7 protein-coding genes are annotated in these 6839 nt (G+C 64.4%); 3 read left to right on the top strand and 4 right to left on the bottom strand.

All coding sequences use genetic code 11. The features are described 5' to 3' along the window. Positions 1-563: ArdC family protein (locus BM009_RS12440; protein ID WP_139216607.1), on the bottom strand; the 563-nt coding region annotated here is incomplete at its 3' end. Positions 564-1328: 765 nt separating this feature from the next. Here BM009_RS12440 and BM009_RS12435 point away from each other — a divergent pair. Then, positions 1329-1544, top strand: coding sequence for a helix-turn-helix transcriptional regulator (locus BM009_RS12435; protein WP_093296532.1), 216 nt, complete (start codon positions 1329-1331; stop codon positions 1542-1544). Positions 1545-1663: 119 nt separating this feature from the next. Here the strand turns inward: BM009_RS12435 and BM009_RS12430 are convergent, their stop codons facing one another. From BM009_RS12430 to BM009_RS12420, 3 genes are all read right to left on the bottom strand, one after another. Further along, positions 1664-2254 carry a PIN domain-containing protein gene (locus BM009_RS12430; RefSeq protein WP_093296531.1) on the bottom strand — a complete coding sequence of 197 codons (591 nt, stop codon included), beginning with the start codon at positions 2252-2254 and terminating at the stop codon, positions 1664-1666. Between the two features lie 2 nt (positions 2255-2256). Beyond that, on the bottom strand, positions 2257-2712 hold the full coding sequence (locus BM009_RS12425) for an excisionase family DNA-binding protein (RefSeq protein WP_093296529.1): 456 nt from the start codon (positions 2710-2712) through the stop codon (positions 2257-2259). Positions 2713-2934: 222 nt separating this feature from the next. Next, entirely contained in the window at positions 2935-3309 is a 375-nt protein-coding gene (locus BM009_RS12420; RefSeq protein WP_175487995.1) for a winged helix-turn-helix transcriptional regulator, read from the bottom strand. Between the two features lie 89 nt (positions 3310-3398). On the opposite strand from BM009_RS12420, the gene BM009_RS12415 reads away from it, so the two are divergent. Together BM009_RS12415 and BM009_RS12410 are read left to right on the top strand one after the other, a co-directional pair. Further along, positions 3399-3980, top strand: coding sequence for an FMN-dependent NADH-azoreductase (locus BM009_RS12415; RefSeq protein WP_093296526.1), 582 nt, complete (start codon positions 3399-3401; stop codon positions 3978-3980). Positions 3981-4529: 549 nt separating this feature from the next. Next, positions 4530-6839, top strand: coding sequence for a TonB-dependent receptor (locus BM009_RS12410; RefSeq protein ID WP_093296524.1), 2310 nt, complete (start codon positions 4530-4532; stop codon positions 6837-6839).

Below are 6839 nucleotides of genomic sequence, written 5' to 3'. Positions count from 1 at the left end.
ACATAGTCGCCGGCCGGGCTGTAATAGGCCTCCCCTCCCCCGATCCGGATATCGGCGCCGCACGCTTCCATAAGCGCATGCGCAGCCGGGATCCGGTCGGCCTCGGTCACCGGCCCGGCATACTCCACCGCCGTGAGCCGCTCGGGCAGCCCCTCGCACTGGTCGACGTTGAACACGGTGAAGCGCTTGAGGAACGCCAGCTGCCGCGCCTCGCGGTCCTCGTCGCGCGCCCGCTCGGCCTCATCCTTCGGCGTGAAGCGATCCGCATAGCAGATCGTCGTCCCACGCTCGCCACGCCGCACGTTCCCGCCCGCCGCCAGCGCCTGCCGAAAGGTCAGCCAGCGCTGCGAGGCATAGCGTCCCTCGATCACCGCCGCCCACAGGATCAGCACATTAATTCCTGAATAGCGCCGCCCGGTCACCGCATTGGCCGGCATTGCACAGCCGCACGCGGCGGCATCCCAAGGCTGCACCCAGGGCAGCCGTCCCTGCTCCAGTTCGGCAATCACCCGTCCCGTCACCTCGGCATAGAGGTTCGCCCGGTTCTCGTGTCCAACACCCATGGTCCTGCTCCTTCCAAAACACCGCAACCGGCGCCGGAAGGGCGGGGGGAGCGGCAGGAGCGAACCGGCAGTCCTGCCGAGGGAGGCAGGCTGCACCCGCAGGGCCGTAACGGAGTGGAGGAGCCGGGCACCGCCCGGCTTGCGGCATGCCGCGGCAGGACTACAGGGAAGCGACGCTCCCCCCGCCCGTTCGCGTGCCGGCGCACCAACGCCGCCGCGCCCAGCGCGGCGACCATCCTGTCAGCGCAACCGCGCTGCCGGGCGCCACCGGCGCCCGGACAAGAACTGCACCCTTGCAACCCGGCGGGCCCACGCGGGCGGCGTGCGCGCGCCAGCACGTGCGCCAGCCGCCGCCCGTGCCTCCCGCCCGGGCAAGTGTGCCACGCGGGCACCGACACCTCACGCGCCCTGGTGTCGCCGAAGGCGTGCGCCAGCGCGCGCACCATACCCGCGTTCTGCTGCCGGCACCCGCCGGCCGCCGACCCTCAGGATCGGCCCACGTCCGCGATCAAAACCCAAAGGGCCGAGACGGCCCAGCCGACTCGGCGCCGCGCCAGCGGCGTGCGAGCGCGGTCACGCCGGAGGCGTGAGACGTCTTGGCACACCTGCCTTGAACCTCAGATGTTTCTTATTCGACGACAGGGGGCCGAGACTCCCCAAAGCGACCCCATCTGACCCCAACCAGACTCTTTTCCCGACCAGCCGCCCGGTTCAACCTTGCACCGGAGCGCTCCACCAACCCTCACACGATGCAAGGTGATCGCAATGCAACCCCAACACCCAGACCGCATCCTCCGGATCAAGGCTGTCATGGCCCTGACCGGTCTCACCCGCTCCACCCTCTACCGAAAGATGGACGCCGGCACCTTCCCGAAGAACACCCGGATCAGCGCCCGCTGCGTGGGCTGGCGCGAGTCCGCAGTCTCCGAGTGGCTCGATAGTTTGAAGACACAGGAGACTTCCGTCAGTCCGCGAGCCTGACGATCCCGTTCCACACATCCGAATGCAGCAATTCCACGGGGTGAAACGGCTTCGGCCCATCAAACGATCTTCGAGCCCACCGTTTCACCTCACCCCCGCGATCCGCCGGACATGCGCCATCACAGCGACAGCACATGCGCCCGCAGCACGTCGACGGTCTCGGTCAGCCCGTCGGCTTCCATATCGAGCAGCAGCACTTCGGCCGTCTTCTCCGGACGCTTGAACCGCTCACGCATCCGTCGAATGGCTGCCACGGCTCTGCCCGGATCGAGCGCAATGGTGTCGGCGATGAACTGATCCGCCGACCGGGCCTCGATGTTCAGGCCCGCAAGAATTGCTTCGGGGAAGTCCTTCAGATTCTCGGTGACGATCGTCGCCGCCTGCGTCTTCAGCGCTGCGGCGACGACATGCGCATCGTTCGGATCGGGCAACCCGACACAAGCACCCAGGAAGACGTCATAATCCTCCACGGCCGCATCCTCGAACGCCGCTTCCATGCTCGACCGGGCGCGCGCGGCACGATCCTCGGCATCCGCCACACCCTTGCCGCCTAGGATCCTGGCGATCGCTGCCTCGGTTTCGTCCATCACTCGTTCGGACCAGCGGACGCGGAAAAACTCCGCCTCGGCAAGCGTCAGCAAAAGATTGCGCTTAAGCGTGCCCGCCAGCGTACAGGCGTCGATGAACGCGGTGTACCTGTTGGCGAACAATGCTACAGGTGCTCCGCGTCCAGCTCGGCGAGCGCCGACAGCGCGCTGCCGCGCTTTTCATCGCGCGCGCGCTTGTAGGCGAACAGATCCTCGGCCTTGATCCGACGATGCCGGCCCACGGTGTCGAACGCGATCTCGCCCTTCTCCAGCAACGAAATGAAGAAGGGGCGAGAGACGTTCAGGATGTCAGCCGCCTGCTGGGTGGTCAGCATCTGGCTGACCGGCACCAGCGTCACCGCATCGCCCCGTCCGACGTGCCGCAGCAGCTCCATCAGCAGCCGCGACAGGCCTGGGGTCAGCGTGACCTCGGTCGACGTCTTGTCATCGTCCAAAACCCTGAGGGTCGCATCGCCCGACGCGTGCGACGCCAGGATCTGACGAAGCTGATTGGCCGCCGCCTTCTCGCTCGCGGAAGGCAGGCGGCTGCCGAGTTCCTCGGCAAAGGCTGGCATGGTCATGGGTCTCTCCGTGGGCCGATCCGCTACGTGATATTCGCATTAGACGCTATAAACGAAATAAGCGTAAGCGAAATATGTTCCGAGCGTCGGGGCTGTCATCCTTCCGTCGTCCCTGTCAGCTGCGGTGAACGTCCGCTTCTGAAGGAGCCTGCACGCCAGGCTCCGCGGAGCGGGACAAGTGCAAGTGATGGGTCTAGCGCCGCTTTTGCTCGAAGCGTGAATTCAGCCCTCCCTTTCGCCATCGTAGCGCACGCGATTGGCATCGATCTGCTCCAAGTGCGCGCCTGCCCAGGAGCCAAGATCGCGAAGCGGTTCGGAAAGCGAATAGCCCAGCTCGGTCAACGCATATTCGACTTGCGGGGGAACCGTTGGGTACACGGTCCGGCTTATGAAGCCGTCGCGTTCGAGCGCCTTCAGCGTGCGGGTCAGCATCTGCTGCGAAATGCCACCGATGGTCCGCTTGATGTCGTTGAAGCGGCGCGGCCGAGCAATCAGCACCATGACGATCATGATCGTCCACTTGTCCCCGATGATCGACAGCACGCCGCTCATTTTACGGCAACGGTCGCTCACGCCGGTTGAGGCAGGCATATCCATGTGACCTGGTCCTAAAAATGTGCGTTCTTGGCGAATGATGAGCGGTCACATAACTGGTCCTGGTCACAAATCTAGACCGGAGATGATCAGTGAAAATCCTGCACCTTGACTCCAGCATCACAGGGGATGGCTCCGCCAGCCGCGCGATCTCCGCCGCGATCGTCGAGCGGCTCCGCGGGGCGCAGCCCGATGTCGACATCACCTACCGCGATCTTGTCGCTGAACCGCTCCCCCATCTGACGCTCGATACCTTCGCGGCGCTGGACCAGGGAGAGGACGTGCAGCAGTTCCTCGAAGCTGACATCGTGGTAATCGGCGCCGGCTTCTACAATTTTTCCATTCCCAGCCAGCTCAAGTCCTGGATTGATCGCATCGCGGTGCGCGGCAAGACGTTCGGCTACGGTGAGAATGGCCCCGTCGGACTTGCGCAGGGGAAGCGCGTGATCATCGCCCTCGCTCGCGGCAATGTTTATAGCGCGGGCTCCCCCTATGCGGCGTACGAACATGCCGAAACGCTGCTCCGCTCCGTCTTCAGCTTTGTTGGCGCGGAGGTGGAGGTGATTGTCGCGGAAGGTATCGGCCGTGGTGAAGATGCGCGCCGCGTTGCGATCGATGGTGCGCTCGCCCAAGCGAGCAGGCTTGAACGGGCAACAATCGCCACGGCTGCGTAGTTTCGAGTCCGGCCGCTCTGGTCCGCCGAGAAGGGCGGACCAGAGTTTGACGCTGTGCTCACCGACAGGCGCTTCTGGAAATACGGCGTCGACGAGGGCATTGCCGCGATTGCGGCAGAGGCAGCTGAAGCCGAGTAGGATTGGGGACGCTGGCTGCTGCGCGGCCAACAGGATCGGCCATCGCACACCTCCACGCCTCCGGGAGAGGCTGTCATCAGGCCGCGCCAAAGCCGCCTAACGAAAGGCTGGAAGTTGGAGCATCCTTCCGTCCGCCTCGTAGCGGCGACGCTTCCTCGGGCCTGTTAACACCCATCGTCCGAAGGTGGGCTCGCGACCAGAAAAGTCGTTCGCTCCGTCCCCATGAACGTCCGATCCGGACCGCAACTGCCGTTGGGAGAGAGCCAAGGCAATCATCGCAGGGCCAGAAAGCGTCACGCCACGTCGCGATGTTCACACGCGCGATAGTGAACGTTGACAGCGCGCAGCTTTGGCTGCACATTCTTCAGCGATACCGGCGCCATGCGCGACCGGTACGCTGGGAGAGAGAGCATGCGGGCAACAGCATTTGTGTCGGCTTGTGCCGTCGCAACCATGGTGAGCGCGACCCCCGTCGCAGCGCAGACGACGGAGCCGCCGACGCGGCCCGACCAGACCGCTGGTCAGGATCATGGCAACGACATCGTCGTCACGGCGACGCGGCGCGAGGAACGTATCCAGGATGTGCCGCTGAGCATCACAGCGTTCCAGCAGGAAGAGCTGACGCAGAAGGGGATTGTCGGCTTCGAGGGGATCGCGCGCGAGACGCCGGGTGTCGTGCTCAATCGGCCAACGCAGAACTTCAACAACTTCACCGCACGCGGCATCGCCACCAACGGCTACAACGCCAATCTCCAAAGCTCTGTCGCCGTCTATATCGACGAGCTTCCGGTCTCGACGATCGGCAACACAACGGTGGTCGATCCGAACCTGTTCGATGTCGAGCGCGTGGAATTCCTTCGCGGTCCCCAAGGGACGCTGTTCGGATCGGGCTCGCTGTCCGGTGCGATGCGCATCCTCACCAAGAGCCCAAACCTCACCAGCTTTGACGCCTCCGCATTGGCGGACCTGGGGCTCACCGGGCCGGATTCGCTGCGCCAGCGCTACAATCTGATGCTCAACGTGCCGGTGGTGCACGACCGGCTGGCGGTGCGTGGCGTCGGCTTCTACCGGCACGAGGAAGGCTATCTCGACAATGTCGGGACCGGCGTGCGCAATTCGAACACGCTGGTCGACTGGGGCGGGCGCCTGATCGCGCTGTGGAAGCCGAGCGACCGCCTGTCGGTGCGACTGCTCGGTTCGTACGAGGACAGTGATCCGAAGGATTCGTCGCTCACCAGCCCCTCGCTGGGTCGCGAAAAGCGGGTCTCCGACCAGCCCGACCGCTTCACGGGCAAGCAGACCGTGCTCAACGCGACGCTGGAATATAGTTTAGATTTCGCCAAGCTGACCAGTTCGTCGACCTATTCGAAATTTGACCAGCGCTTCTGGCTCGATCTCGCCGGCACATTCCCGAAACAGGCGATCTACCCTGGCGCGCCGATCGCCTTCGGACTCGATGCGAACGGGTACGACAAGGTGTTCGTCCAGGAAACACGGCTGGCGTCCACGCTAGAAGGCCCTTTCCAGTTCGTCGTCGGAGGCTTCTATCTGCACCGTCGGCGCGACGTCGACTATTTCTACCGCTCGTCGCTCGCCTTCCTGGCCGCGCGAGGGCTCACCGGCCTTCCGGACCAATATTATCAAAAGCAGTACACCCACCAGATCAACGAGGAACTCGCGGGCTTCGGCGAGCTGACCTACCGCTTCTCGAACAAGTTCTGGGTGACAGGCGGCATGCGCTATGGCCGCATCTCGGCGCAGGGCTTTACCGAGGCGGGCGGCTATCTGGCCAGCGCATTCGGGCAGAATTACTTCACCTATGCGCTGCTCGGCATCCCGGTGAATTTCAACACCTTCACCCCCTATGCGGCAGTGGCGGGCGTGAAGGCGACCGGATCGAAGCCGTCGTGGAAGGCGAGTGTCACCTACAAGCCCGATGCGGCGCTGACGACCTACGCGACCTTCTCCACCGGCTTCCGCGCGCCGATCGTCAACGCGTTCGCGGGTCGGCCGAGCCTGGTCAATCCGAACGACATCACCATTCCCGCCGGCGCCTCGTCGGACGATCTGAAGAGCTATGAAGTCGGTGCCAAGGCGCGGTTCCTGAACGGCCTGGTGACGATCAATGCCGCCGCCTATCTGATCGACTGGAGCAACATTCAGGCGCAGGCGAACCGCGTTTCGGATTCGGTGCAGTTCGCCACCAATATCGGCGCGGCGCGCAGCAAGGGCGTCGAGCTCGAGATGGGCGTGGTGCCCGCCAAGGACGTCTTCCTCGGCCTGAACGCGGCGTACAACGACGCCAAGATCACCAAGCTTAGCGCCGCCGAAGCGGCGATCTCGGGCGCGGTGCTCGGGCATCGGCTCTCGGCGCCGCGGCTGCAGGGCGCGCTCTTCCTTTCCTACGGCATGGATCTGGGCAAGGACGTGAAGGGCACCTTCGCGGTGAACGCCCAATATGTCGGGTCGTACAACAGCGCATTCCCGAACACGCCGGGCCTGCCCAACGTGCCGCTGTCGACCTTCGGCAAGACCGATGAATATGTGAACACCAATGTCAGCTTCGGCGTGAAGCGGCGGAGCTGGTCGGCGCAGCTCTATGTCGAGAATGTGTTTGACGATCACTCCGTGGTCTACATCCACCCCGAGGCATTCTTGGTGAGCCGCTTCGGCACGTTGCGGCCGCGCACCGTCGGCATCCGCCTTGGCTACGGCATCTGA

Origin of the sequence: Sphingomonas sp. NFR04 (assembly GCF_900114095.1) — a bacterium.
Lineage (GTDB): Bacteria > Pseudomonadota > Alphaproteobacteria > Sphingomonadales > Sphingomonadaceae > Sphingomonas.
This window is presented reverse-complemented; position numbering and strand designations above follow the sequence as displayed.

Bases quoted from the DNA above. Each gene is read 5' to 3' on its own strand.
- BM009_RS12435 (WP_093296532.1), top strand. From the start codon at position 1,329: ATGCAACCCCAACACCCAGACCGCATCCTCCGGATCAAGGCTGTCATG.
- BM009_RS12425 (WP_093296529.1), bottom strand. From the start codon at position 2,712: ATGACCATGCCAGCCTTTGCCGAGGAACTCGGCAGCCGCCTGCCTTCC.
- BM009_RS12420 (WP_175487995.1), bottom strand. From the start codon at position 3,309: ATGGATATGCCTGCCTCAACCGGCGTGAGCGACCGTTGCCGTAAAATG.
- BM009_RS12410 (WP_093296524.1), top strand. From the start codon at position 4,530: ATGCGGGCAACAGCATTTGTGTCGGCTTGTGCCGTCGCAACCATGGTG.